The organism is Mucilaginibacter aureus (assembly GCF_053514885.1).
The window spans coordinates 92,056-115,929 of the sequence record NZ_CP170601.1; the positions used below are offsets into that span (position 1 = coordinate 92,056).

The following is a 23,874-nucleotide window of genomic DNA, read 5'->3' on the forward strand; positions in this document are numbered from 1 at the left end:
TTGTTTTTACTATATTGATTTTACTATAATTCTATAGCCATATTAACAAGGGTTGTGCCAAATTGCTTATGGCAGGCAATACGGCAATAAATAATATTTTTCGTCAGTTTGGGTTTATTTGGCGGTGACAGGTTGGCAGTTTTTCAATGTGTAGATGGCGTTGCTGTAATGTTGCAGGGGTTTAAAGTTAAATGTTACTTCGCTGCTGGCTGACAGGGTGGGTATTTGTCGGTATTTTCAATTGTTTTTGTCTTGATTCTTGCATCTTGCCTCTTGATTCTTTCATCAGGGGGGAAATTGTATCCAGCCTTCTTTTTATTCAATCATTCAAAAAATCAATCATTGCCCGGAGGGGGGAAATTGTAAGAATTTTTCAATACATCTTCCATCGTACCTCATCCATCTTCCATTTCCTACAATATACTAAAATCCTGCATCAATATCAAGCGTAATTGATACTTTTACAGCCATTAAGTTATGCAGGTTTATCAGGTACCCGAAGCTGTAAAACAGCAGCCCCAGATCAAGGCAGGCGAGATAGCATTTGTAAGCTATCACGAAAACGGCAGCCTGTTTAAAAACCGCGTGGTGTTTAACCAATACGCCATCAGTTTTGTAATGAACGGGCAAAAGGAAATTTACCGCGCTACCGAAAACACCATTATCAAAGCCGGGCAGGCCATGCTCATTCCCGAAGGTAATTCCATTATTGCCGAACATAGCTTAAACCAGCACCAATACCATAGCCTCATCGCCTTCTTTCCGGGGCATATCGTCAATAGCTTTTTAGCCAAACACCATATATCCCCGGGTGGAACCGATCAGTTGCCTGATGTTGATCCGTACATCTACTTTTCGAGCACCCCATATCTCAATGAGTATTTGCGTGGCATCAAAGCTTTAATTGAGGGTGGGCATACGCTTTCCTATAACGTAGCGCTCCACAAGCTGGAAGAGCTTTTACTGGTTATTTACGAGCTTTTTCCGGCGCAACTGGTCAATATGTTCAGCCGTAACCGGGATACCTCCGTGGTGTCGCTTAAAAACCTGGTAGAGAATAACCTGTTCAATAACCTCACGCTGGATGAGTTTGCTTTTCTGGCCAACCGCAGCAGGTCATCGTTTAAACGCGATTTCGAAAAAGCTTACGCCATATCGCCGCAAAAATATATCCGCGAACGTAAGTTAGAGGCTGCCTGTACCGAACTGGCCAAAGGCAAACAGGCCAGCGAATTGTATGATGCTTACGGATACGAAAACCTATCGAACTTTAACACTGCGTTTAAAAAGAAGTTCGGACTAACGCCTGCCGCTTACCGCCAAACCAGCGTAGCCTGAACCATTTGCAATAGTATTTGGGCCGCTTGCAATACCGGGCACAGTTACAATTCTTTCAATTTTGGATCAATAAATTTTAGTCCAAAATCACATGAAAACAATCTTAATGTTCGTATTCAGCCTGGCATTTGCCCAGCACTCTTTCCCGCAAACGTTTACTTTAAAAAGTAACGATCTGGGCGGTCAGTTCACCAACCAGTTTACCGCCAATAGTTTTGGCTGCAATGGCAGCAATAAATCGCCCGAGCTAAACTGGGCAAACGCTCCCGAGGGCACACAAAGCTTTGCCATTACCATGTACGATCCTGATGCTCCCACCGGCAGCGGTTTCTGGCACTGGGTGATGGTTGATATCCCGGCCACAGTGCACGAGCTTAAACAAGGCGCAGGCGATATCAAAGCTAACCTTGCCCCTGCCGGCAGTTTGCAAAGTAATAATGATACCGGTATGCCGGGGTATCAGGGTCCCTGCCCGCCCGAAGGCGATGCCGCGCACCGGTACATTATTACGGTGTATGCGTTAAAGTCGGCCAAGTTGGGTACCACTGGCACAACCACTCCTGCCGTTACAGGTTTTATGTTAGGTAAACAGGTGTTAGGCAAAGCATCATTAGTGGTGTATTGCAAACGATAACGGAGTTAGGTCAGTAATCAGTTAACGGTAAGCCCTGGCCAGTTGGTCAGGGCTTTATTTATCCAGCCATTTCTTGGCATATTCCAATACATTATCTCGTGTGCCGCTTTTAGCGTTTACCAGGTAGTCAGGCGCTATCACGCCTTTGTCATTCGCATTTCCGTTAGGCCTACCCCACATCGTCGTGGAGGTAAAGGCCCGTAAATCTGTATTAGGCAACTTTATCGTACATAACTCGCCGTAATGATTCGCAGCTTCGCCCGTAGGTTCGCCTATTAAGGTAAATAACTTGTAATCCTTAACCGTAGCCGCAAGCATGTTTGCGCTCGAAAACGTATTCGGTCCGATCAGGAAACATACTTTGCCTTTAAATTTATGTTCCTTATTCTCAGGTTTGGTCAGGTCGTCGCTTCCGAGCGGCATAAATGTACCTACCGGCAGTTTCAGGTAATCGTTATAATTGTCCCCGTAAAGGTCTTTATTAGCGGTCAGGTAGTCTTTAAATTGCTGGCTCACCTTACGCTTACTGTCGCCGGCCATGCGATACGGTTTATCGGTAATGTAATTGAGCAGGCAATGCCCCAGGCCCGAATTACCGCCACCATTTTCGCGCAGGTCAACCACCAGCCTACTGATCTTTCTTTCATCAAGCATCTTAAAAACCGAGTCACAAAAATGGCAGAAACGGTCGTAATCAGCCATCGCCTTAAAATTCAGGTAAGCATATTTATCATTGGTTATCATTAACGCGTAAGGCTCGCTCTGCGGTTTCCTGATCAAAGCGTCGCTATATTCCTTTTCGGTGATGCTGTTTACCGTTACTGTTTTACTTACATGCTCAACATCCTTATACTTTATAAGATAAGGCTGGCTGATACCGATAACCGATAAAAAGAACCTGAAGTTACCAATCGCCACAACTTTCCTGAACGATGGCAGGTCGCCTTTCAGCGCCATCATCCGCGCCAGTATCACCGATGATTCCTGCCCGTTAATGCTGCTTACCTCAATATGCTTTACCTGCGCTTGCGGCATAATCAGGTTTGCCTCAAAATAGTTATTATCGTAGCTTAATACCTGTAATGGTATCCCTTTAAACGCGCCTGCGCGCATTGCCTTTCTTATTGGCGATGGGATATCGAGGCTGGTATGCCCTTCGTTAACAAAAGCAGTCGCCTGGGCAAAAGCGCCATACGCAGTGAAAAGCGATACGCTATCCGGTAGCTTACTGATCAGCGAATCAACCCTTCGCGTTAGTTCACCGGCTGAAATATCATGGTATAAATTGGGATGGATATCGGCTGCATTTTTAAGCAGATAACGGATGTCATCTGCAACCTGTTTTTTTGAGTAGATCAGGCTATCCTGGGCAAATGCTGCAATGGATAAGCAAAATAAAATAGCGATAAATAGAAATTTCTTCATATGCTAAATGATGCCTTATTGAAGTAAATGGTCACAGCAATATACAAAAAAAGCCCTGTTTGTTTCCAAACAGGGCTTTAATATTCTAAAAAGAATCACGCAATTATTCGCCTTTTTCTTCTTCTGCCTCCGGAGCTGCTTTTTCTTCAGCTGCTGGCGCTTCTTCTTTAACTTCTACTGCAGGCTCTGCTTTAGCTTCAACAGCTACAGTTTTACCTTTGCCCGAACCACCACGACGACGTGTTGATTTTTTAGCAGCTTGCTCAACGTCCTTACCGTAAACAGTGTTGTAGTCAACCAGTTCAATTAGTGCCATTTCAGCGTTATCGCCTAAACGGTTTTCCAATTTAACAATACGGGTATAACCACCCGGACGGTTAGCAATTTTCTCAGCTACCTCGCGGAATAAAATGGTTACAACTTCTTTGTCTTGTAAATAGCTAAATGCTGTACGACGAGAGTGTGTAGTGTCGTTTTTAGCTTTAGTTAAAATAGGTTCAACATACATACGTAAAGCTTTTGCTTTAGCTAATGTAGTTTGGATACGCTTGTGCAGGATAAGCGATGATGCCATGTTTGCCAACATTGCCTTGCGGTGACTGTCGGTACGGCCTAAATGGTTTACTTTTTTTCCGTGTCTCATTGTTTTGTTGATTTTTCACGTGCATACCGTTGGGGAGATTCGTCAACCCTCGGAATTATGCGGTCGCTTATTTGTTTGTATTAGATTTGAGTATTGAGATCTGAGATTTGAGACTCATATCCGGCTTACTCGTTTATTCTTGTTTTAAACAAGAAGTGAGATATAAGTAAGAGAAAATCTCAATACTCATATCTCACATCTCATATCTTACTCTTCGTCTAACTTAAATTTCGACAGGTTCATACCAAAAGATAAGCCTTTTGATTTAACCAGGTCCTGAATTTCAGTCAGTGATTTTTTACCGAAGTTTCTGAACTTTAACATATCAGCTACGTCGTATGATACCAGGTCAGCCAGGCTGCGGATATCTGCTGCTTTTAAGCAGTTTAACGCACGTACCGAAAGGTCAAGATCAACCAGTTCAGTTTTCAGGATCTTACGCATGTGCAGGATCTCTTCGTCAACTTCTTTGGTTTCCTCTTTAGCCTGAGCCTCTAACATCATGTTCTCATCGCTGAACAACATAAAGTGTTGGATCAAAATCTTAGCTGCTTCTTTCAAAGCATCTTCCGGGTGTACCGAACCATCAGTAGCAATATCCAAAACTAATTTCTCATAGTCGGTTTTTTGCTCAACACGATAGTTTTCGATGGTGTATTTTACGTTTTTGATAGGTGTGTAGATCGAGTCGATCGCGATAACGCCTAACATAGCATCCGGATTTTTATTCTCTTCGCTTGCAACATAACCACGGCCCTTGGCAATAGTTAATTCAATTTCAAGCGTTACAGACGAATCCATGTTGCAGATAACCAGGTCAGGATTCAAAACAGTAAAGTTGTTTGAAAACTTAGTGATATCGCCTGCAGTAAAGCTATCCTGACCGTTGATGATCACGAACACTTTTTCTGAATCGCCGGATTCGCCCGTTTTTTTCATACGAACTTGTTTTAAGTTCAATATGATCTCGGTAACGTCTTCAACCACACCTTTGATGGTCGAAAATTCATGAGTTACCCCTGAAAAACGAACAGAAGTAATCGCATAACCTTCCAATGATGAAAGTAAGATACGACGTAAAGCATTACCAATGGTTATACCGAAACCTGGTTCTAACGGACGAAATTCAAACGTACCATCAAAATCAGTTGATTTCTGCATGATAACCTTATCTGGTTTTTGAAATGCTAATATTGCCATTTATAATCCTTATTTATGTTTACTATTTGGATTGACTTAAAACCGGAAAAAATGATTGGCAGATACCAATCATTTCCCGGATAATTATCGTTATTATTTTGAGTACAACTCGACGATCAGGTTTTCCTTGATGTTTTCAGGAATCTCATCGCGGTTAGGATAGTTAAGGAATGTACCTGTTAAGGTTGATGCATCCCACTGTAACCAGCTGTATTTGTTTATCTTTCTGCCTGCTACCGAGTTGGTAATCGCTTCCATGGTTTTTGATTTCTCACGTACTGCAACTACGTCACCTGCTTTCAAAGCATACGAAGCAATGTTTACTACTTCGCCGTTAACAGTAATGTGTTTATGGCCTACTAACTGGCGTGCACCTGAACGTGTTGGAGCAATACCTAAACGGTAAACTGCGTTATCCAAACGGGCTTCTAAAAACTTTAACAAGTTTTCGCCGGTGATACCTTCTTTAGCTGATGCGCGGTGAAACAGGTTTTCGAACTGACGCTCTAATACACCGTAAGTGTATTTTACCTTTTGTTTCTCCATTAACTGAGTTGAATACTCAGATTGTTTTCCTCTTCTTTTAGAGGCACCGTGCATACCCGGTGCATAGTTTTTACGTTCTAACGCTTTATCAGGACCGAAGATCGGCTCTCTGAAACGACGTGCAATTCTGGATTTTGGACCTGTGTACCTTGCCATTGTTGTGTGTTTTAAAGTATCATCCGGCCCGCAGCCGGTGAATCTTAGCTTTAAAAATTAATTGATTAAACTCTTCTCCTTTTTGATGGACGGCAACCGTTGTGCGGAAGCGGAGTGATGTCCTTTATAGTTGTTACCTCGATACCGGCAGTTTGCAAAGTACGGATAGCCGACTCGCGGCCTGCACCCGGGCCTTTAACAAAAACTTCTACCTTGCGCAAGCCTAAATCATAAGCTACTTTACCGCAATCAGAAGCTGCCTGACCTGCAGCGTATGGAGTGTTTTTCTTTGAACCTTTAAAACCCATTTTACCTGCCGAAGACCATGATATAGCCTGACCGCTTTTGTTAGTTAAGGTAATAATGATGTTGTTGAAAGTAGCATTGATGTGTGCTTCGCCTACAGGCTCAACAATTACAATACGCTTTTTGGTTACTTTTTTAGCTTTTGCCATTTTCTTTTTTAGATTTTAGATAGGAGACTTGAGATAGGAGACTTTCTCTATCCCGGCACTCTTATCCTGTTTTTCTTTTTTCTATTCCAGATTGGGATGATTTGACAGATATGGTTCTCATATCTAAAATCTCACATCTCAGATCTATCTATTACTTGGTTACTTTCTTCTTGTTAGCAACTGTTTTACGTTTACCTTTACGGGTACGTGAGTTGTTTTTAGTACGCTGACCACGTAATGGTAAACCTTTACGGTGACGGGTACCACGGTAACAACCGATATCCATTAAACGTTTAATGTTCAGCTGCACTTCCGAACGTAATGCACCTTCAACTTTAACACGGTCGTTAATAATTGTACGGATGGCGGTTAATTGCTCATCGGTCCAGTCTTGTACTTTAGTATTAAAGTCGATACCAGCCTCAGCTAAAATGCCTTGTGCTTTAGTACGGCCAATACCATAGATGTACGTAAGTCCGATCTCTCCGCGTTTGTTTTTTGGTAAATCAATACCTGCTATCCTTGCCATATTTGTTATTTGTTTTTAGTAAGACCGAACGGCGGGCCACCGTTGTACGGATCTTTACACTTTTTTTTTAATTATCCCTGACGTTGTTTGTACTTAGGGTTCTTTTTGTTGATCACATAAAGTTTCCCTTTACGACGGATGATCTTGCAATCAGCACTACGTTTTTTTATTGATGCTCTAACTTTCATCTCTTTGTTTATTTATATCTGTAGGTTATTCTGCCTTTTGTTAAATCATACGGACTCATTTCCAATTTCACCTTGTCGCCAGGTAATATCTTGATATAATGCATGCGCATTTTACCAGAAATGTGTGCAATAATTTCATGGCCGTTTTCCAGTTCGACCCTGAACATTGCATTTGATAATGCTTCCTTTATTGTACCGTCTTGCTCAATTGAAGCCTGTTTGGCCATATATTACTGATTTCTATACAATTATCCGCCTTAAAAGCGGGATGCAAAATTAATAAATATTTTTTATTAATACTATTTTTATTTAAAAACTTCTTCGATGTACGAAAAAGTTGAAAGAATGTCTGCCTTCCCTTTTCTGATGGCTACTGTATGCTCGTAATGGGCCGATACCTTACCATCGCTGGTTGATACCGTCCATCCATCATCCCAAAATCTAACACCGGCACGGCCTGCGTTGATCATCGGTTCAATGGCAATCACCATTCCTTCTTCCAGCTTAATACCCGATCCGCGTTTACCGTAGTTTGGTACTTCCGGCTTTTCATGCAGCCGTGTTCCAACTCCATGGCCAACCAGTTCTTTTACTACACCAAAGCCATTCTTTTCAGCATGCTCCTGTACCGCGTACCCGATATCGCCAACGCGCATACCAACTACAGCCTTCTCAATACCAAGCACCAAACATTCTTTGGTTACCTGCATCAATTTCTCAGCTGTTTCGCTCACCTGGCCTATCGGAAATGTATAGGCCGAATCGCCGTAGTATTTATTCAATAACACGCCGCAATCAACCGATACCAGATCGCCCTCCTGCAATTCATACTTGCTGGGGAAACCATGCACCACCTGATTATTTAACGAAATGCAAAGTGAATACGGAAAACCGTTGTAGTTTAAAAATGCGGGGACACCCTTGTTATCACGTATGAATGTCTCCGCAAGTTTATTAAGTTCGATGGTTTGGATGCCCGGTCGGATAACCTTGGCAATCTCACCCAATGTTTTAGCAACGAGTTGTGAACTATTTCTGATCAGTTCTATTTCCTCAGCCGACTTATAATTGATTTTTGACATCCCTTATATCGCCGATGGCGTTGTTCCAGAAGCTGTTGGAATTGCTGTTCTGCCTTGTATTCTTCCGGTTTTCATCAAACCATCGTAATGGCGCATTAACAGGTGGCTCTCAATTTGTTGCAAGGTATCTAATACCACACCTACTAAAATGATGAGCGAGGTGCCGCCAAAAAAGCGCGCAAACTGGTTGTTAACTCCCATTAAAGTAGCTATCGCAGGTATGATCGCAATAATAGCCAGGAATATAGAACCTGGCAAAGTAATTTTTGATATCACACCGTCAATAAAGTCGGCAGTAGCTTTACCAGGTTTAATACCCGGGATAAATCCACCGTTCTTTTTCATATCATCAGCCATTTGGTTTGGATTAACCGTAATAGCTGTGTAGAAGAATGTAAATACAATGATCAATATTGCAAATAACAGGTTGTGTCCCCATGAAGTGTAATCAGACAATGCAATTAACACACTGCTTGACGCGATAGACGGGAAAAACTGTGATATGGTAGCCGGGATAAACATTAACGCCTGGGCAAATATAATAGGCATTACACCTGCTGCATTTACCTTTAACGGAATGTATTGCCTAACACCGCCATATTGTTTGTTACCTACAATACGTTTAGCATATTGTACGGCAATTTTACGTGTACCCTGAACGATCAGGATGGTAAACATAACCACAGCTATCAGGCCAACTATCTCCACAATAAAGATAAATAAACCACCGGTACCGTTAACGCGGGTTAAAAACTCGCTGCCAAGGGCGCCGGGTAACTGTGCGATGATACCCACCATAATGATCAATGATATACCGTTGCCGATACCTTTGTCGGTGATCTTTTCGCCAAGCCACATTACAAATAGCGTACCCGATGTTAATACAAACACCGATAGAATGGTAAAGTATGGCTCGCCTATTAACCTTCCGGCAACCTGCGATTTTACATAACCAATGGCCTGTAAAGCAGTAATACCGATGGTTAGGTAGCGGGTCCACTGGTTGATCTTGTTACGTCCGCTTTCACCCTCTTTTTGCAATTTCTGGAAGTAAGGCACTGCAATACCTAATAATTGCACCACAATTGATGCCGAAATATAAGGCATTACACCTAACGCAAAAATTGATTGACGGCTGAATGATCCGCCGGCAAACATGTTCAATAACCCCATCAAACCTTCTTTGGTTTTTTGAGAATCAAGTGTTGTAGGGTCAACGCCTGGCAACACTATAAATGAGCCTACACGGTAAATTAAAAGAAATAAGAATGTGTTTGATATACGCACTCTTAGATCTTCAATTTTCCAGATATTCGATAATGTGGTGAAAAATTTCTTCATTGAAATTTATAACTTAACAATTGAACCGCCTGCTGCCTCAATAGCTTTTTGTGCAGTGGCCGAAAATGCATGTGCTGTTACCTCTAATTTAGCTTTTAATTCGCCACGGCCCAATACTTTCACCAGGTCGTTACGCGATACCAAACCATGTTCTTTTAAAGTTTCAAAGTTAACAACAGTTACTTTGTACTCGTCAACCAGGCCTTGTAAAGCATCAAGGTTAACACTTACATACTCAACACGGTTAGGGTTTTTAAAGCCCACTTTAGGCACACGGCGTTGCAATGGCATCTGTCCGCCTTCAAAACCAACTTTGGTTGAAGTACCCGAACGTGAGCCCGCACCTTTATGGCCACGGGTTGAAGTTCCGCCACGGCCCGAACCGGTACCACGGCCTATTCTTTTTCTATTTTTAGTAGAACCTTCTGCAGGTTTCAGATTACTTAAATTCATAACATTAAATGTTTTCTACTGCTACCAAATGATTTACTTTTCTTACCATGCCGATGATAGCTGCATTTGCTTCAACTTCAACACTATGATTTATTTTCTTTAAACCTAATGCTTCGATGGTTTTTTTCTGGCGCTCACTTCTATCGATCACGCTTTTAATCTGAGTTATTTTGATTTTTGCCATGACTGATTATCCGTTAAATACTTTACCTAAACTAACTCCGCGTTGTTGTGCCACGGTATAAGCATCGCGCAGTTGCGATAATGCAGATACAGTTGCTTTAACCACGTTGTGCGGGTTTGACGAACCTTTTGATTTTGCCAGTACGTTGTGTACACCGGCACTCTCTAATACAGCACGCATCGCACCACCGGCAATTACACCGGTACCGTTTGCAGCAGGTTTCAGGAATACAAAACCACCTGAAAATTTACCTATTTGCTCGTGAGGTATAGTTTGATTAATGATCGGAACTTTTACCAAATTCTTTTTAGCATCATCAATACCTTTTGCAATTGCTTCGGTAACCTCTTTAGCTTTTCCTAAACCGTAACCTACAATACCGTGCTCATCGCCTACTACCACAATGGCAGAAAAACTGAAAGTACGACCACCTTTGGTTACCTTGGCTACACGCTGGATGCTTACCAAACGATCTTTTAATTCGATTTCGCTTGATTTTACTCTTTTTATGTTAATAGTTGACATCTCTTGTTGTAATTAAAAATTTAAACCACCTTCACGTGCACCTTCAGCTAACGATTTTACCCTACCGTGGTATAAGTAACCGTTACGATCAAACACAACATCTTTTATACCTGCTGCAACAGCTTTTTCGGCAATCATTTTACCAACCGCTACCGATTGATCTGACTTGCTGCCTGTAGTTGCAAACTCTTTTGATAAAGATGAAGCTGATACTAAGGTTTTGCCTTGAACATCATCTATAATTTGAGCATAAATACCTTTATTGCTCCTGTACACTGACAAGCGCGGACGCTCGGTAGAACCGGTAAGACGTTTTCTTATCCCTTTCTTGATTCTATCTCTTCTTGATAATTTACCTGTCATGACGCTTATTTTTTAGATGCTGATTTACCTGCTTTTCTTCTCAATACTTCGCCAACAAACTTGATACCTTTACCTTTGTAAGGCTCTGGTGCACGTAACGAGCGTATTTTTGCCGCTACCTGGCCAATCAGTTGTTTGTCGATCGATTCCAGAATGATCGTTGGGTTTTTACCCTTCTCAGCAGTAGTTGTAACTTTAATTTCTTTTGGTAATTCAAACACATAGTGGTGAGAGTATCCCAACACCATATCTAAAGTATTACCAGTATTAGTTGCACGGTAACCTACACCTACCAGCTCTTGCTCAAGCTTGTAACCTGCTGTTACACCTACAACCATATTATTGATCAATGCACGGTATAAGCCGTGTAATGCTTTGTGACGTTTTTGTTCTGAAGGGCGTTGTACAACGATGTTTCCTTCTTCCTGGGCGATGGTGATATCGGTATCAACTGCCTGGGTTAATTCGCCTTTAGGGCCTTTTACGGTTACAATATTATCATCAGATACAGTAACTGTAACGCCTGCCGGGATTGCGATTGGTGCTTTTCCTACTCTTGACATTTCTTAGTTCTCCTGTTTGATTAATAAATGTAACATAAAACTTCGCCGCCTATATTTTGTGTACGGGCTTCTTTATCGGTCATTACACCTTTCGAAGTCGACAATATAGCGATACCTAAACCATTTAATACACGTGGCATGTTATCGGCACCGGCATACTTACGTAAACCTGGTTTGCTGATACGCGCTAAGCTGCGTATTGCTGATATTTTAGTTATCGGATGGTATTTCAAAGCTACTTTAATAGTGCCTTGCGGACCGTTATCCTCAAATTTGAAATTTGCAATGTAACCTTTGTCAAAAAGCACTTTCGTGATCTCTTTTTTCAGGTTTGATGCAGGGATCTCAACAACTCTGTGGTTGGCTTTAATCGCATTTCTTACCCGTGTAAGGTAATCTGCTATTGGATCTGTATTCATTTTATTGATTTATGATGGTGGTTTCCTTCCAGTAACATCCTGGACGACCTGCCGTCGGTTAATTCACTTTTGTTTTAAGCGTGAAGTTTTACGCATGAAGCCCGAAGCTTTTTTAGCTTCCGGCTTCCCGCTATTTGCTTCCGGCTTTTATATTACCAGCTTGCCTTTTTTACTCCGGGGATCTTACCGGCCAGAGCCATTTCGCGGAATGTAACACGCGAAATACCAAACTGACGCATATATCCGCGAGGGCGGCCTGTTAATTTGCAACGGTTGTGCAGTTTTACCGGCGAAGCTGCTTTTGGCAACTTGTCTAATCCAATAAAATCACCAGCTGCTTTAAGGGCTGCTCTTTTTTCAGCGTATTTAGCTACTATCTTAGCGCGTTTTAATTCACGTGCTTTTACACCTTCTTTAGCCATTATTGATTTGTATTTTGATTTTTAAATGGTAAACCAAATTGTTTTAACAATTCCAAAGCTTCAACATCATTTTTTGCTGAGGTTACAAAGGTAATATCCATACCCATAATTTTATTGATTTTGTCAATATTTATCTCAGGAAATATGATTTGCTCGGTTATACCTAAAGTATAGTTACCGCGGCCGTCAAAACCTTTATCGTTAATACCTTTAAAGTCACGTATACGTGGCAATGCAACGGCAATTAAACGATCTAAAAACTCGTACATGGTGTTATCACGTAAAGTAACACGTACGCCTACCGGCATATTTTTACGCAATTTAAAGTTCGAGATATCTTTTTTAGATTTTGATGCTACCGCTTGCTGACCGGTAATAGTGGTCATTTCGGTAATTGCAACATCGATCAGTTTTTTATCGGTAGTTGCAGCACCAACACCCTGGTTGATAGCAATTTTCTCAAGTTTCGGAACCTGCATAACGCTTTTGTACTGAAATTTATCTTTCAGTGCAGTACGAATTTCCTCTTTGTATTTCGATTTTAATCTTGGTACGTAAGCCATTATTTAATTTCCTCCCCTGATATTTTAGCAATCCTAACCAATTTACCAGCTGCGTTCTTTTTACGTCCAACACGTGTTGGTTTACCCGATTTAGGGTCGATCAACTTTACGTTTGAAATGTGCAGGGCAGCTTCTTGTTTAATGATACCGCCGTTAGGGCTGGTAGCATTTGGTTTAGTATGTTTTGATACCATGTTAGCACCTTCAACCACAACGCGGTTGGTAGCAGCTATCACTTCTAATATTTTACCTTCTGTGCCTTTTGAGTCGCCGGCAATAACCTTAACCAGGTCGCCTTTACGTACTTTTAATTTAGGCTGTTTATTATTCTTTCTTTCCATGTTACAATACCTCCGGTGCTAATGATACAATTTTCATGAATTGTTTCTCACGCAACTCTCTTGCAACTGGGCCAAAGATACGGGTACCTCTTGGTTCGTCCTGGTTGTTCAGCAAAACGGCTGCGTTATCGTCAAAACGGATATAAGAACCATCTTTACGGCGGATCTCTTTTTTAGTTCTAACAACTACTGCTTTTGAAACTGTACCCTTTTTGATGTTGCCTGATGGCAAAGCGCTTTTTACGGTTACAACAATTTTGTCGCCGATCGAGGCATATCTTTTGCCTGTGCCGCCTAACACACGGATCACTAAAACTTCTTTAGCTCCGCTGTTGTCAGCTACGTTTAATCTTGATTCCTGTTGTACCATCTTATTTAGCCCTTTCTAAAACTGTAACTAATCTCCAATTTTTGCTCTTGCTCAATGGGCGGGTTTCCATGATCAACACAGTATCGCCAATGCCACAAGTGTTTTCCTCGTCATGAGCCATAAATTTGGTAGTCTTCTTTACGAATTTACCATAGATAGGGTGCTTTACCTTACGCTCAACCGCTACAACAATAGATTTTGTCATCTTATTGCTGACTACCAATCCGGTACGGGTTTTTCTTAAATTTCTTTCCATTTTTTTCTAAAAATTAATTCTTTTCAGAAGCAGGCGCCGCTTTGCGCTTAGTTAGTTCAGTATTTAAACGAGCAACGTCTTTTCTTACTTTGGTGATACGGCTTGGGTTTTCAATAGCCGAAACTGCATGAGCAAATTTCAGTTTATTCAAGTTCCCTTTTTCTTCAGCGATCCTCGCGGTAAGTTCCTCGGTTGATAGCTCTAAAATTTCTGAGTTCTTCATTGTTTTGTTAATTATTCGTTATGCCTGTACTTTGCGTTATCCTGCTGTTTAAGAGGCAAAGCCAATTCGCTAACCTGTTTATTCTTCTACGTAATCCCTACGTGTTATAAATTTTGTTTGTACCGGTAGTTTTTGTGCGGCAAGGCGTAAAGCTTCTTTAGCGATATCCAATGGTACGCCTTCAGCTTCGAAGATGATTCTTCCTGGCCTTACTACTGCTACCCAATATTCAGGAGCACCCTTACCTTTACCCATACGTACCTCTGCTGGTTTTTTGGTTACAGGTTTGTCCGGGAAAATACGGATCCATACCTGGCCTTCACGTTTCATAAAACGTGTAACAGCAATACGGGCAGCCTCGATCTGGCGACTGGTTATCCAGGCGGCTTCGAGTGATTTTATACCGAAAGATCCGAATGACAGTTCAGCACCACGGGTGGCTAAACCTTTCATTCTGCCTTTTTGCATCTTTCTGAACTTCGTTCTTTTTGGCTGTAGCATTGTCTTAAATTCTTATAAACGATGTCTCGTCGACTTTGTAATTCTGTTATTATTATCTCTTACCTGGGCCACCTGGACGGTTACCACCCTGGCCACCTGGGCGATTGCCACCCGGACGGTTACCACCGCCACCCTGGCCGCCACGGCGGTCATTGCTTCTGCGGTCGCCACCACGCTCACCACCTCTGCGGTCGTTTCCGCCACGGTCGCCAAATGCTGCCGCGCCTTCAGGGCGTCCGCCTTTGCCGCTTGCGCTGCTTGTACCACCGATGTTTGGAGAAAGATCGCGTTTTCCGTAAACCTCGCCTTTGCATATCCAAACTTTAATACCTATTTTACCATAGGTTGTTAAAGCTTCGCCTAATGCATAATCGATATCTGCACGGAAAGTGTGCAAAGGTATTCTGCCTTCTTTATATTGCTCGCTACGTGCCATCTCAGCACCGCCTAAACGGCCCGATGTCATGATCTTGATCCCTTCGGCACCCATACGCATAGTAGAGGCGATTGAAGTTTTCATGGCACGGCGGAATGATATACGTGCTTCTAATTGTTTAGCTATGCCTTCTGCCACTAATTGTGCATCAAGCTCAGGGCGTTTAATTTCGAAGATGTTGATCTGAACGTCCTTTTTAGTCAGTTTTTTCAACTCTTCTTTAATTTTATCAACCTCGGCCCCACCTTTACCAATTACAATACCCGGACGGGCAGTGTGGATGGTTACAGTGATACGTTTTAAAGTACGCTCGATAACTACTTTTGATACGCCGCCTTTAGCGATACGTGCTGCTAAGTATTTACGGATCTTTTCGTCTTCAACTAATTTGTCGGCATAGTGGTTGCCACCGAACCAGTTAGAATCCCAACCTCGGATGATTCCTAAACGGTTACCTATTGGATGTGCTTTTTGTCCCATTTCAAATTAGTTGTTTACATTTTTACTTTCAACGATTAAGGTAACGTGGTTTGAACGTTTCCTGATACGGTATCCTCTTCCTTGCGGAGCAGGGCGTAATCTTTTTAACTGACGGCCACCGCCTACAGATATTTCTTTTACATAAAGGCCATTGTCTTCGGCTTTTTTGCCTTCGTTTTTGGCTTCCCAGTTAGTAATTGCCGAAACCAAAAGTTTCTCAACACGTACCGCTGCTTCTTTATTTGTAAATTTCAATATGCTTAACGCTTTAAAAACGTTTTCGCCTCTGATCAGGTCAACCACCAAACGCATTTTGCGTGGTGAAGTTGGGCAGTCTTGTAATTTAGCGATAGAAGCGCCGCCTACAACAGCTTTTGCTGCTTCTTTCTGCTGTCTGATCAATACAGACTTTTTGATTTTAGTTGTTGCTTCCATGCCTTATTTTTTCTTTTCTGCGTGACCACGGAATGTACGGGTTGGCGCAAATTCTCCCAACTTGTGCCCAACCATGTTTTCTGTTACATACACCGGTATAAATTTGTTACCGTTGTGTACTGCGAACGTATGACCTACGAAATCTGGAGAGATCATGGAACGGCGTGACCAGGTTTTTACTACCGATTTTTTTGCTGAATCATTCAAGGTCAGAACTTTTCTTTCCAGGTTATGATCAATATAAGGTCCTTTTTTAATTGAACGTGCCATTATTTCTTCCTTCTTTCAATGATATAACGATCTGATGTTTTCTTTTTGTCGCGGGTTTTAAAGCCTTTAGCCAATAAACCTTTGCGTGAGCGTGGGTGACCACCTGAGGCCCTGCCTTCGCCACCACCCATAGGGTGATCTACCGGGTTCATGGCTACACCACGAACGCGAGGACGACGACCTAACCAACGTTTGCGGCCGGCTTTACCCAATACTTCATTTGCTTTGTCGCCATTTGAAACTGTACCGATTGTTGCCAAGCAAGTCGACAAGATCATACGGGTTTCGCCTGAAGGCAATTTGATGATCGCGTATTTACCATCGCGGGCCGAAAGCTGAGCATAAGTACCAGCCGAACGTGCAATGATACCGCCCTGGCCCGGGTTCAACTCAATGTTGTTGATAATTGAACCTAATGGAATGCTCTTTAATGGTAAGGTGTTTCCAACTTCAGGTGGAACTGCGTCTCCTGATAAAACAACCTGGCCAACTGCTAAGCCTTCCGGGGCTATCATGTATCTTTTCTCGCCATCGGCATAGTGCAATAATGCAATACGTGCCGAACGGTTTGGATCATATTCAATTGTTGCAACGGTTGCCGGGATATCAAACTTATTACGTTTGAAATCAATTAACCTGTATGATTTTTTGTGACCACCGCCAATGTAGCGCATTGTCATCTTACCATCGTGGTTACGACCGCCTGAACGTTTGTGTGATACCACCAACGTTTTTTCTGGAACGTTAGTTGTGATATCCGAGTTATCGGCACCTACCCTGAAACGGGTACCCGGGGTTACCGGTTTAAATCTTTTAACTGCCATCTCTATATTGTGCTATAAAAGTCAATAGTTTCACCATCTTTCAAAGTCACAATAGCCTTTTTGTACTTAGCGGCGCGGCCCGATACCGGTCCGGCTTTAGTGTTACGGCTTTTTAACTTTCCAACGTAGCGCATGGTGTTTACGGCTACTACCTCAATGCCATACATGGCTTTGATGGCATCTTTAATCTGAATTTTGTTAGCTCTTGGATCAACGATGAAAGAGTAACGGTTAAGCTTATCAGTTAAGATAGATACTTTTTCAGTAAGTAAGGGTTTCTTTAATACTTCCATTTTTACTTAGCTAATGCTTCCTCCAAAGTTTTAACAGAACCGGTAGTTAACAACAGCTTGCCAGCGTTAAGCACATCATAAGTGCTTAATTGATCAGCTGTAATAACTTTCGCTTTTTTCAGATTTCTGCTTGATAAATAAATATTGTTGTTTGCTGATGGCAGTACTAACAAAGTTTTTTCGTTAGTTAAGTTCAAATCAGCAACAAACTGTATGTACGATTTAGTTTTTACGGCTTCAAAAGTGAAGTCTTCTAAAACTACGATACTGTTATCTTGTGCTTTGTATGATAAGGCCGATTTACGGGCAAGCGCTTTCAACTTTTTGTTCAGCTTAAAGCTATAGTCGCGTGGTTGCGGACCAAATACACGGCCACCACCATTAAACAAAGGAGATTTAATACTACCTGCACGGGCACCACCTGTACCTTTTTGTTTGTACAATTTGCGGGTTGAACCTGCAATTTCGTTACGTTGTTTAGCCTTGTGAGTACCCTGACGTTGGTTAGCCAAATATTGCTTAACGTCTAAGTAAATTGCGTGATCGTTGGGCTCAATACCAAATACCGACTCAGGTAGATGCAAACTTGCACCTGTTTCTTTACCTGATACATTTAATACTTTTAATTCCATCTTATTTATCCACAATTACAAATGAACCCTTAGCTCCTGGGATGGAACCCTTAACAACCAACAAATTTTGCTCTGGATACACTTTAACAACCTGTAAGTTTTGAACCTTAACACGCTCGCTACCAGTGTGGCCAGCCATACGCATACCTTTAAATACGCGCGATGGCCATGATGAAGCACCTAATGAACCCGGGGCCCTTAGGCGGTTGTGCTGGCCGTGAGTTTGCATACCCACACCATTAAAACCGTGACGTTTAACAACACCCTGAAAGCCTTTACCTTTTGAGGTACCAACTACATCCACATAATCACCTGTTTCAAAAATCTCTACGGTAACAGTGTCACCCAGATTTTTTGTTTCTTCAAAAGTTTTGAATTCAACAAGTTTACGTTTTGGAGTAGTACCGGCTTTTTGGAAGTGACCTTTTAACGGGCCAGTGGTGTGTTTGTCTTTTGTTTCACCGTACGCTAACTGAACAGCAGCGTAGCCGTCTGTATCCACAGACTTTACATGTGTTACTACACATGGTCCAGCTTCGATCACAGTACATGGGATATTTTTCCCTGCCTCGTCGAATATGCTGGTCATACCTACCTTTTTACCAATTATTCCTGACATTTTCTTTTTAGTTTTTGCCCATCGAAGCAGTAGGGCTTCGTTCAAGGCATTATAAATCCCCCCGAAAGGGACGGCAAAGATAGGAATCTTATATTAATTATCAAATAGTTACTCAGTTATTTTTTAATAAAAAGAGTGAATGGAGTTGAGAAGATGTAAAAATAGTGACTTAAACTAAGCGTCTATCGATAATTAACTGTTTATCAATATGTAAAATGGATTTCATTATCTGCGTTTAACTCAAAATACCGCTCTGCAGCCTATAGAGACTGAACCTGTTAATGGAGATATTACTGGCTTTGCATTTACCTTGGAAATAAGTGAAGGCAGGTATTTGAATTTGATGGAAAGATATATTACGATTTGATAAAAAATCGCATAAGTTAATTATTCGGCGTTGCCTGCGGCCGGGCTTTACGCTTATACTGCACAGGCATTAGCCACAGGCCGGTATCCGCTGCAATCCCTAACGCTGACTTTCCGGTTCGAACCTGATTCTTCTTTCAAACTTTCCGACTTCCTGACTGACTCCGGACTCAAGACTTTTAACAGTACTGCATTTTTATGGTAATAGCTGCCGTATGATTTTTATATTTACGGCAGCTATTGCCCTTATTGCATGAATCTATTGACTAACTTAGGCTGGGACAACCGCCAAACCACCAGACAGAACATTTTTGGCATATGTTGCTTTCTGCTCATCATCACTACCTTCTTTACCCATCTTACCCATTTCAGGTATTTTGGCTATAAGGTACAGCCTACAGAGATCCTGTTTTTGCTGACTATCCCATTTATACCTTATAAAGAGGTATGGCAATACCAATGGCGCGAAAATGCTACGCTGGTTAAGCTGATCCTGATCTATTTAGCTTTTGACCTGATAGCCTCTTCGCTTAGTCATCGGTCCAGTTCGGTGATGGAAAGTATGGGCCGTATTTACTTGTTCGTGCTTTTTTCTGTATTGGCTTATCGCTTCAGCACATTGGATATTGACGATCTGATAGAGAAGATCACGCGCGTGTTTTTTTTCGGTGCGGTACTTACCGCACTGATAGCTGCCTATGGTTACCTGATGATCACTATCGGCCGCCCTACCGAAACGTTGATGTTTTTTGATCACTACCCCTACTTCGGACGTTTGTACCGGTTACGGAGTTTTAATATTTATCCTTCTCTCTTCATCAGCATTATTACTTTGCCGGTACTATACCTGGTGAGCGTGTATAAAACCAGCCGCGTAAAAAATCTGGTGGTAATTGGCTTGATCTTATTATTAATCTGTACAGCGCTAACATTATCTAAATCGATATTACTGATCACGCTTGGGCTGATAATTTTCGCATTGAAGTGGATGGGGTATCTCAATAAAGGTACCTTCATAGCGGCAACTGTGATCTTTATTATCTCAATAGTAACGTTTACGCATGTGATCATCGTAAAAACCGGTTCGGATGAAGAGAAAAAAGTATTGCCTACTTATTTCACCTCCAACAAAGTAGTGTCGCAAATTGCCGGGTATGATCTGCTGGAAACCGATTATCTCACCTTAAAGCGTACCGAGGTCGACCTGTTCCCGAAACATTTGTTTTTTGGCGTAGGCACCGGTAATTTTAACATGGAAGTACGTAAGTATAAAAACCGCGGCCTGTTCCCCGAAAAGTTTGGCGATCTTGACCCGCATTGTACTTACCTGGGTGCTTTAGTTGAGGACGGGATTTTTGCCTTTGTCGCCTTACTCGCCATATTTATTTACATATTCCGGTTATTTACCAAACGCCCGGACCTGTTTAAAAACGATCTGATATTGGGGTTGTTCCTGATCTACGTTACTTTCCTGATCGATGGTATTGAAACGGATATCTTTAACTTCCGTCACCTGTGGGTATTTCTGGCATTGGCGGTGGTATGTTTGCAAAAGGTGAGAACGGCAAAGCACCCTGTTGAGGTTGCATAGATCTTTTCTCACAGGTTCTTTTTCAGGAAAGAGCCGCAAGATATTTGTTGGTATTCAATTCACTATCTTTTTTAACGTGGCATATACCGAGGCGCTTCCCTGTTTGCTCGCAAAGGTGTCTACAACCATTCCCTTTTTATCAAATATTATATGATGCGGCAGATATGAGCTTCTTTTCATAACGCCATTTCTTTTTTGGACGGATGCAAAAGTAGTATGCAACTCCTTATCTAAATTAGGGTTTACCAGAACATGATATCCCACAAGACTGTTTGCTCTAATAAATGATTTCCACTTGCTGCCATCTTTATCACAACATACATACAGTATCACAATATCATTTTTTCGAGCAAAATCCTGAAAACCTTTTACGCTTTTCTCCTGAAGCTCATGCCGGCAGGGAGAACACCACGAAGCCCAGATGTCGACAAAAATAGCTTTACCCTTAAACCGCTCAGCCAGGCTGTTAAAGTTTGCAGCGGTGTCAGTTATATAGTGTATCTGTGTATTTTTTGAAGTTTGTGCACTCACCTGCATTACAGCAAATAAGCACGTTGTACAGATGCTTAAAGATAAAATATTAAATTTCACCATCGTGGTTAATTAAGAATTACTCCATCAATCGCCTGATCAGCTCAGCACTTTGCACCCTACCATGCTCCAGCCTGTCGCCAAAAAATTCTTTTACCTGGTTAAAATGTTCTTTATAACCTTTCATATCACCATAGCCGATAATGGACGACCATTCGCGCACGGCCGAGTGAAATTCCAGATCGTCGCCGCGGATGGTTTTATCATATAAAGCAGCTTCTATTGATTCTTCAAGCAGCTCTTCGTTTTTGAACAGGTACTCGGCTATCCCTAACCGCAAACGAAATGGCGGTGTTTGGCAGATCATGTTATCGTAAGGGTTTACGCCCAGGTGGTACCAGGCATCAACCATACTCAGTAAGCTCAGGTGCGAATTAGGTTTGCGCAGTTCTGCCTTCCCCGAAAGGGAAAACTCGCGCATCACAGCATCATTTAACAGGATAGGTTTCCGGCTTTCGTGAAAAACAAAATCACGGGCACGGTAAATACGTTCCTTAAACTCGGCGTCCTGTTCCTGTATCATCAGCTTAAACAGTTCCGACTCTGATACCGCGTATCGTTTCACCTGCTGCCGGGCATAAGGATTTAAAATAGCCAAACCTGCATACACGTGTGCTTTATAACTAAAAATGCGCAGGGTGGTCAGTATCTTTACATTATCGATGCCGCCTATGTAGCTGGCATTTTCCCAGGGGAAGAAGCCCGCCTCCTTCCATGCGGTGCCCATACTTTCAAAACCTACGTGAGTAACGGCCTGGGTATCGGCAACAATTTTATCGTGTTCGTGGTAATCGGGTATCTCTACAATATCCGAGCCGATAGCCGTAAATATATCCAACATTTGCTGGTACACTTTTGCATTACTGCGATACGGTATAATGGCCAGCTTTTGTTTATCGGGCGCAAAACCAGGCCCGTGTAAAGCGTGTATGGTCACAATAAAAACATTAGCCGGAAGGTGTTTTTCAAAAGCTTCTATCTCGGGAGTTTTTACCGAAGTTTGCCCGGCAACTATAGCGCCCGGTTTTGCCGAAGCGCCATATTCGGCCACAACCCTGCCTATTATTTCGGCCTCAACCGAGTAAATGATCAGGTCGGCTTTAGCCGAAACCTGGTGCCCGTCGTTTAAAACCTTAATGCCAAGCGGGGTCATTTCTTCTTCGAGCTGTGCCTTGTATTGCGGCAGATCGCAGCCATAAACCGGGTAGCCAACTTTAGCGAAAGCTTTGGCATACAACTTGCCCATATCGCCCAATCCAATAATACCGATGTTCATGCAGCTAATATAGGCATGAGGCCTGATATTTGCGGATACATTTGATATTTGGTTTTTATAGTCAGAAATTAGACTAAATGTATTAAGTTTGACATTGTATACCATTATACCAGTATTATGAAGAGAATATATAGCCTATTGTTTAGCGTGATATTAGTTGGAACCTGCCTTGCCAGCTACGGCCAGGATACTGCCAAACATGCTGCTGCAAAAAAACCAGAGGGTATTGTAGTACCATCGGTTTATCACCCTATAACCCGGCCGGGATACAGGCATTTGGGCAAAAACTATAAACGTGATACTTCGCTTAAAGCACAGGCCACAACAGCCATTAAACCCGATACCTCAAAAGCACCGGTGAAAATACCCGCTGCTGCCCCTGCTTATGTTGACAACACTCTTACGGGGCAATACAACACCCTTAACCGTAACCTGGGCGGTTATGAAAGAGGCATTGTAGCTGTGTTTTACAAAAACTATATGGACACCCTGAACACGGTGCGCCATCAACTGAAAGATTCGACCGCGAAGTTAGCTACGCAGACCAAAGGTATTGCAGATCTGCAGGGTAGCACTGCCACTAAAGAGCAAACACTAACGGCATCAATAGCCAGGGTAAATCAAATAAGCTTTTTAGGTATCGATATGTCAAAAACCACATTTCAATATATCATGTGGGGTTTGGTAGTGGTATTGGCAGGCTTTTCTGTAGCTATCTATTCATTATCGGGTTCTACCCGCAAAGAAGTGGCATACCGCACACAGCTTTACCAGGAGCTGGAAGAAGAATATAAAGCCTATAAAGTAAAAGCCAGCGATAAAGAAAAGAAACTGGCCCGCGAGCTGCAAACCGAACGTAACAAGGTTGATGAACTGATGGGGAAGAAATAGAAGCCCCTCTAAATCTCCCCTAAAAGGGGAGACTTTACAAAGCACATCCCATAAAAAAAGCCGCTTCCTTTCGGGGGCGGCTCTTTTATTGCTATTCCATTCCCCCTTTAGGGGGTTAGGGGGCACTAAACTTTGATCTCAACTTCAACGCCGCTTGGCAACTCTAATTTCATCAGCGCGTCAACAGTTTTTGAGTTTGAACTGTAGATGTCTAACAAACGTTTGTAAGAGCATAATTGAAATTGCTCACGTGCTTTTTTGTTCACGTGCGGTGAACGCAAAACGGTGAAGATTTTCTTTTCGGTTGGCAAAGGGATCGGTCCGCTTACCACAGCACCCGTAGGTTTTACTGTTTTTACGATCTTTTCGGCAGATTTATCTACCAAATTATAATCGTACGATTTTAATTTGATTCTGATTCTTTGGCTCATTTTACTTGTTTTTAAAACC

Annotated in this window: 37 protein-coding genes; 4 read left to right on the forward strand and 33 right to left on the reverse strand. The window is 42.2% G+C overall.

Annotated elements, in window-relative coordinates:
- Positions 1-477 precede the first annotated feature (477 nt).
- Positions 478-1,338, forward strand: coding sequence for a helix-turn-helix domain-containing protein (locus ACFGVR_RS00345; protein WP_448700310.1), 861 nt, complete (start codon positions 478-480; stop codon positions 1,336-1,338).
- Positions 1,339-1,429: 91 nt separating this feature from the next.
- The gene (locus ACFGVR_RS00350) at positions 1,430-1,972 is read left to right on the forward strand and encodes a YbhB/YbcL family Raf kinase inhibitor-like protein (RefSeq protein WP_448700312.1); all 543 of its coding nucleotides are present in this window, start codon (positions 1,430-1,432) and stop codon (positions 1,970-1,972) included.
- Positions 1,973-2,026: 54 nt separating this feature from the next.
- Here ACFGVR_RS00350 and ACFGVR_RS00355 read toward each other — a convergent pair whose 3' ends face one another.
- From ACFGVR_RS00355 to rplC, 30 genes are all read right to left on the reverse strand, one after another.
- A complete protein-coding gene (locus ACFGVR_RS00355) occupies positions 2,027-3,397 on the reverse strand; it encodes a S41 family peptidase (RefSeq protein WP_448700314.1) in 1,371 nt (456 codons plus the stop codon).
- 103 nt (positions 3,398-3,500) lie between these two features.
- Positions 3,501-4,040, reverse strand: coding sequence for a 50S ribosomal protein L17 (rplQ, locus tag ACFGVR_RS00360; RefSeq protein ID WP_448700315.1), 540 nt, complete (start codon positions 4,038-4,040; stop codon positions 3,501-3,503).
- A 207-nt stretch (positions 4,041-4,247) separates the two neighbouring features.
- Positions 4,248-5,240 carry a DNA-directed RNA polymerase subunit alpha gene (locus ACFGVR_RS00365; protein ID WP_448700316.1) on the reverse strand — a complete coding sequence of 331 codons (993 nt, stop codon included), beginning with the start codon at positions 5,238-5,240 and terminating at the stop codon, positions 4,248-4,250.
- 93 nt (positions 5,241-5,333) lie between these two features.
- Positions 5,334-5,942 carry a 30S ribosomal protein S4 gene (gene rpsD / locus ACFGVR_RS00370; protein WP_448700317.1) on the reverse strand — a complete coding sequence of 203 codons (609 nt, stop codon included), beginning with the start codon at positions 5,940-5,942 and terminating at the stop codon, positions 5,334-5,336.
- Positions 5,943-6,007: 65 nt separating this feature from the next.
- Positions 6,008-6,397, reverse strand: coding sequence for a 30S ribosomal protein S11 (rpsK, locus tag ACFGVR_RS00375; protein WP_448700319.1), 390 nt, complete (start codon positions 6,395-6,397; stop codon positions 6,008-6,010).
- 151 nt (positions 6,398-6,548) lie between these two features.
- The gene (rpsM, locus tag ACFGVR_RS00380) at positions 6,549-6,926 is read right to left on the reverse strand and encodes a 30S ribosomal protein S13 (protein WP_448700321.1); all 378 of its coding nucleotides are present in this window, start codon (positions 6,924-6,926) and stop codon (positions 6,549-6,551) included.
- 71 nt (positions 6,927-6,997) lie between these two features.
- A complete protein-coding gene (gene rpmJ / locus ACFGVR_RS00385) occupies positions 6,998-7,114 on the reverse strand; it encodes a 50S ribosomal protein L36 (RefSeq protein WP_008506259.1) in 117 nt (38 codons plus the stop codon).
- Between the two features lie 8 nt (positions 7,115-7,122).
- Entirely contained in the window at positions 7,123-7,341 is a 219-nt protein-coding gene (infA, locus tag ACFGVR_RS00390; protein ID WP_448700323.1) for a translation initiation factor IF-1, read from the reverse strand.
- Positions 7,342-7,419: 78 nt separating this feature from the next.
- The gene (gene map, locus ACFGVR_RS00395; RefSeq protein WP_448700324.1) at positions 7,420-8,196 is read right to left on the reverse strand and encodes a type I methionyl aminopeptidase; all 777 of its coding nucleotides are present in this window, start codon (positions 8,194-8,196) and stop codon (positions 7,420-7,422) included.
- A 3-nt stretch (positions 8,197-8,199) separates the two neighbouring features.
- Complete coding sequence (gene secY, locus ACFGVR_RS00400; protein ID WP_448700325.1) at positions 8,200-9,537, reverse strand: preprotein translocase subunit SecY; 1,338 nt, start codon at positions 9,535-9,537, stop codon at positions 8,200-8,202.
- Positions 9,538-9,543: 6 nt separating this feature from the next.
- Positions 9,544-9,990: a 50S ribosomal protein L15 gene (gene rplO, locus ACFGVR_RS00405; RefSeq protein ID WP_448700326.1), complete on the reverse strand. Its 447-nt coding sequence runs from the start codon at positions 9,988-9,990 to the stop codon at positions 9,544-9,546.
- 4 nt (positions 9,991-9,994) lie between these two features.
- A complete protein-coding gene (gene rpmD, locus ACFGVR_RS00410) occupies positions 9,995-10,174 on the reverse strand; it encodes a 50S ribosomal protein L30 (protein ID WP_066006030.1) in 180 nt (59 codons plus the stop codon).
- Positions 10,175-10,180: 6 nt separating this feature from the next.
- Positions 10,181-10,699, reverse strand: a complete 519-nt coding sequence (rpsE, locus tag ACFGVR_RS00415; RefSeq protein WP_448700327.1) for a 30S ribosomal protein S5 — start codon at positions 10,697-10,699, stop codon at positions 10,181-10,183.
- Between the two features lie 12 nt (positions 10,700-10,711).
- Complete coding sequence (gene rplR, locus ACFGVR_RS00420) at positions 10,712-11,062, reverse strand: 50S ribosomal protein L18 (RefSeq protein WP_448700328.1); 351 nt, start codon at positions 11,060-11,062, stop codon at positions 10,712-10,714.
- Positions 11,063-11,067: 5 nt separating this feature from the next.
- Positions 11,068-11,625: a 50S ribosomal protein L6 gene (gene rplF / locus ACFGVR_RS00425; protein ID WP_448700329.1), complete on the reverse strand. Its 558-nt coding sequence runs from the start codon at positions 11,623-11,625 to the stop codon at positions 11,068-11,070.
- Between the two features lie 20 nt (positions 11,626-11,645).
- Complete coding sequence (gene rpsH, locus ACFGVR_RS00430; RefSeq protein WP_448700330.1) at positions 11,646-12,044, reverse strand: 30S ribosomal protein S8; 399 nt, start codon at positions 12,042-12,044, stop codon at positions 11,646-11,648.
- 152 nt (positions 12,045-12,196) lie between these two features.
- Positions 12,197-12,466, reverse strand: a complete 270-nt coding sequence (gene rpsN, locus ACFGVR_RS00435; protein WP_448700331.1) for a 30S ribosomal protein S14 — start codon at positions 12,464-12,466, stop codon at positions 12,197-12,199.
- The gene (gene rplE / locus ACFGVR_RS00440) at positions 12,466-13,029 is read right to left on the reverse strand and encodes a 50S ribosomal protein L5 (protein ID WP_448700333.1); all 564 of its coding nucleotides are present in this window, start codon (positions 13,027-13,029) and stop codon (positions 12,466-12,468) included. Before rplE ends, rpsN begins: the two co-directional genes overlap by 1 nt.
- Complete coding sequence (gene rplX, locus ACFGVR_RS00445; RefSeq protein ID WP_448700334.1) at positions 13,029-13,370, reverse strand: 50S ribosomal protein L24; 342 nt, start codon at positions 13,368-13,370, stop codon at positions 13,029-13,031. Before rplX ends, rplE begins: the two co-directional genes overlap by 1 nt.
- Before the next feature lies 1 nt (position 13,371).
- On the reverse strand, positions 13,372-13,740 hold the full coding sequence (rplN, locus tag ACFGVR_RS00450) for a 50S ribosomal protein L14 (RefSeq protein ID WP_066006038.1): 369 nt from the start codon (positions 13,738-13,740) through the stop codon (positions 13,372-13,374).
- Position 13,741: 1 nt separating this feature from the next.
- On the reverse strand, positions 13,742-13,996 hold the full coding sequence (gene rpsQ, locus ACFGVR_RS00455) for a 30S ribosomal protein S17 (RefSeq protein WP_448700335.1): 255 nt from the start codon (positions 13,994-13,996) through the stop codon (positions 13,742-13,744).
- A 13-nt stretch (positions 13,997-14,009) separates the two neighbouring features.
- Complete coding sequence (gene rpmC / locus ACFGVR_RS00460; protein WP_448700336.1) at positions 14,010-14,219, reverse strand: 50S ribosomal protein L29; 210 nt, start codon at positions 14,217-14,219, stop codon at positions 14,010-14,012.
- A gap of 78 nt (positions 14,220-14,297) precedes the next feature.
- Complete coding sequence (gene rplP / locus ACFGVR_RS00465; RefSeq protein WP_448700338.1) at positions 14,298-14,720, reverse strand: 50S ribosomal protein L16; 423 nt, start codon at positions 14,718-14,720, stop codon at positions 14,298-14,300.
- Positions 14,721-14,772: 52 nt separating this feature from the next.
- Positions 14,773-15,636, reverse strand: a complete 864-nt coding sequence (gene rpsC / locus ACFGVR_RS00470) for a 30S ribosomal protein S3 (protein ID WP_448700340.1) — start codon at positions 15,634-15,636, stop codon at positions 14,773-14,775.
- Positions 15,637-15,642: 6 nt separating this feature from the next.
- Positions 15,643-16,071, reverse strand: a complete 429-nt coding sequence (rplV, locus tag ACFGVR_RS00475; RefSeq protein WP_448700341.1) for a 50S ribosomal protein L22 — start codon at positions 16,069-16,071, stop codon at positions 15,643-15,645.
- Between the two features lie 3 nt (positions 16,072-16,074).
- The gene (gene rpsS, locus ACFGVR_RS00480) at positions 16,075-16,341 is read right to left on the reverse strand and encodes a 30S ribosomal protein S19 (RefSeq protein WP_448700342.1); all 267 of its coding nucleotides are present in this window, start codon (positions 16,339-16,341) and stop codon (positions 16,075-16,077) included.
- Positions 16,341-17,165 (reverse strand): 50S ribosomal protein L2, encoded by an 825-nt coding sequence (gene rplB, locus ACFGVR_RS00485; protein ID WP_448700343.1) that lies wholly within the window; start codon positions 17,163-17,165, stop codon positions 16,341-16,343. Before rplB ends, rpsS begins: the two co-directional genes overlap by 1 nt.
- Positions 17,166-17,167: 2 nt before the next feature.
- Positions 17,168-17,458 (reverse strand): 50S ribosomal protein L23, encoded by a 291-nt coding sequence (rplW, locus tag ACFGVR_RS00490; protein ID WP_448700344.1) that lies wholly within the window; start codon positions 17,456-17,458, stop codon positions 17,168-17,170.
- Between the two features lie 2 nt (positions 17,459-17,460).
- Positions 17,461-18,090 (reverse strand): 50S ribosomal protein L4, encoded by a 630-nt coding sequence (gene rplD, locus ACFGVR_RS00495; RefSeq protein WP_448700346.1) that lies wholly within the window; start codon positions 18,088-18,090, stop codon positions 17,461-17,463.
- Between the two features lies 1 nt (position 18,091).
- A complete protein-coding gene (gene rplC, locus ACFGVR_RS00500) occupies positions 18,092-18,709 on the reverse strand; it encodes a 50S ribosomal protein L3 (protein WP_448703057.1) in 618 nt (205 codons plus the stop codon).
- 619 nt (positions 18,710-19,328) lie between these two features.
- Between rplC and ACFGVR_RS00505 the strand changes: the two genes are divergently transcribed.
- Positions 19,329-20,666, forward strand: a complete 1,338-nt coding sequence (locus tag ACFGVR_RS00505; RefSeq protein WP_448700348.1) for an O-antigen ligase family protein — start codon at positions 19,329-19,331, stop codon at positions 20,664-20,666.
- 54 nt (positions 20,667-20,720) lie between these two features.
- Here the strand turns inward: ACFGVR_RS00505 and ACFGVR_RS00510 are convergent, their stop codons facing one another.
- Entirely contained in the window at positions 20,721-21,260 is a 540-nt protein-coding gene (locus ACFGVR_RS00510) for a TlpA family protein disulfide reductase (protein WP_448700349.1), read from the reverse strand.
- Between the two features lie 16 nt (positions 21,261-21,276).
- A complete protein-coding gene (locus ACFGVR_RS00515; protein ID WP_448700350.1) occupies positions 21,277-22,533 on the reverse strand; it encodes an NAD(P)-binding domain-containing protein in 1,257 nt (418 codons plus the stop codon).
- A 117-nt stretch (positions 22,534-22,650) separates the two neighbouring features.
- Here ACFGVR_RS00515 and ACFGVR_RS00520 point away from each other — a divergent pair, with 117 nt between their 5' ends.
- Positions 22,651-23,424, forward strand: coding sequence for a hypothetical protein (locus tag ACFGVR_RS00520; protein WP_448700351.1), 774 nt, complete (start codon positions 22,651-22,653; stop codon positions 23,422-23,424).
- 125 nt (positions 23,425-23,549) lie between these two features.
- Here the strand turns inward: ACFGVR_RS00520 and rpsJ are convergent, their stop codons facing one another.
- Positions 23,550-23,855, reverse strand: a complete 306-nt coding sequence (gene rpsJ / locus ACFGVR_RS00525; protein ID WP_040627320.1) for a 30S ribosomal protein S10 — start codon at positions 23,853-23,855, stop codon at positions 23,550-23,552.
- Between the last annotated feature and the right edge of the window lie 19 nt (positions 23,856-23,874).